Genomic DNA, 1,808 nt, shown 5'->3' with positions numbered 1-1,808 from the left:
TCTACGTAGTGAGCCATGCGAAGTCTCCTTGTGGCCGGTCAGGGCCGGTGGGTTCAGGCGGGTTCGGGTCGATGCAGCCTGCGGGACGGAAAAAGTGCGCTCGCCAGCATCATGCCAAAGCAGCGCCATGCCGTCCAGTGTGTCGGTGCCTGAGCTTGCTGCCGCGCCGAACCGCGGGAGAATGCGCTGTGTCGCTGGCAGATGGGCTGCCGCCCGCCAACCCTGGGCCTTGTGAATGCGCGCCGAGCTTTTGTACCCGCTGCTGGCAGATATTGTGCTCACGCTGCACGTCGGCGTTGTGGTGTTCGTCGTCGGCGGGCTGGTGCTGGTGGTCGCCGGCAATCTGCGGGGTTGGCACTGGGTCAATGCGCTCGGGTTCAGGCTGGCCCACCTGGGCGCGATCGGGTTTGTGGCGGCCCAGGCCTGGCTGGGCCTGATCTGCCCGCTGACCACGCTTGAAATGTGGCTTCGTGCCAAAGCCAGCGGCACGACCTACAGCGGTGGCTTTATCGAGCACTGGCTGCAGCGCGTGCTGTACTACGAGGCGCCGTGGTGGGTATTTGCCATCGGCTACACGCTGTTTGGCTTGCTGGTGGTCGCGATCTGGGTTTATTTTCCACCGCGCCGCAATGATCAGAACGTATAAGCGTGTGCAGGCCTACCGCACGGCGCCAAACACCTGCACCCAGTAAATCCCTGCGCTGCTGCTGTTGTTCACCGCAAAGGCGACGCCCATCTCGCTGAAGGCCGGCGACATGATGTTGGCGCAGTGGCCGGCGCTGGCCAGCCAGCCTTGCATGGCCGCGTCGGCCTGCATCTGGCCGGCGGCGATGTTCTCGCCGATGCTGCGCCAGGGGTAGCCGGCGCGGCTGGCACGCGCGTCCACGCGGCTGCCGTCGCGCCCGCTGTGGCTGAAGTAGCTGTGGCGCGCCATGTCGGCGGCATGGGCGTCGGCCACGCCCTGCAGTGTGGCGCTGGGCTGCAGCGGGCGCGCCGCCGCAAAAGCCTGGGCACCGCAGCGGCGCGGCCGGGCGCGGGCCTCGTTGACCAGGGCCAGCACCCGCGCCTGCACGTCGCCGGCCTGCGCCGCAACGGGCGGCGAGAACGGCGCGGCCAGCACGATCCAGGTCTGCGTGCCGCGCTGGTGAAAACCGGCCTCGGACAGCTCGCCCTGGGTCATCGCGCTGCAGGAACTGTCAACCGCGCCCTGTGCCAGCGCGGTGGCCCCGCTATAACCGCGCAGCGTGATCTGCGTCGCCCGCACGGCGCGGTAGCCGGTTGCTTGTAGCGCGTCGCCGAGCTGGCTGCCGCCCGCGATGAGCGCGGCGGCGTCCGACAGGCGGGTGTCTTCCCGCAACGGGGCGGCCGGGCCGGGGCGCCCTTCGCAGCCTTGCTGTCGTGCCGCGTTGAGTGCGCGCAGCAGCGGCGGGTGATTGGACGCGCTCGCCTGTGCCTGCGCCGGTCCGGTGACGGCCAGCAGGGCCAGCGCCAGACAGCCCGTGCTCCACCACGCGCCATGCGCTTTCATCACCGTGCCGACAAATTTCATCGGACCATGATAACGAGGCACCGTTGTTGCGCTCGGGTGCTCCTGTTTTTATAGCTGCTTACGCCCGCAATTATCGGGCTAGAGGCAGTTTCTGTTCTGAAAATGGCTGGGTGGCTGTCCCATCGCCGTCTTGAACATCGCAGAAATGGCGCCCACCAGCATCATGTGAACCCGAGAAGCGGGATGAGCGCGAGACCAGAATCCGTTCCATATCAGGGGCGCACAACAGGGGAAGCTGGCGCACCACGGTTATGCGCAG

At 67.4% G+C, this 1,808-nt stretch carries 3 protein-coding genes; 1 reads left to right on the top strand and 2 read right to left on the bottom strand.

What is annotated here, in order from left to right; translation table 11 throughout:
• Nucleotides 1–235: 235 nt before the first annotated feature.
• A complete protein-coding gene (locus RMO23_RS14485; protein ID WP_309682926.1) occupies nt 236–646 on the top strand; it encodes a DUF2784 domain-containing protein in 411 nt (136 codons plus the stop codon).
• Between the two features lie 12 nt (nt 647–658).
• Here the strand turns inward: RMO23_RS14485 and RMO23_RS14480 are convergent, their stop codons facing one another.
• The gene (locus tag RMO23_RS14480) at nt 659–1,549 is read right to left on the bottom strand and encodes a CAP domain-containing protein (protein WP_309682923.1); all 891 of its coding nucleotides are present in this window, start codon (nt 1,547–1,549) and stop codon (nt 659–661) included.
• A 70-nt stretch (nt 1,550–1,619) separates the two neighbouring features.
• Nucleotides 1,620–1,808, bottom strand: a 189-nt coding sequence (locus RMO23_RS14475) for a hypothetical protein (RefSeq protein WP_309682920.1), incomplete at its 5' end; no start/stop codon positions are given.

It is taken from the genome of Polaromonas sp. (assembly GCF_031411155.1).
GTDB lineage: Bacteria > Pseudomonadota > Gammaproteobacteria > Burkholderiales > Burkholderiaceae_C > Polaromonas.
This window is presented reverse-complemented; position numbering and strand designations above follow the sequence as displayed.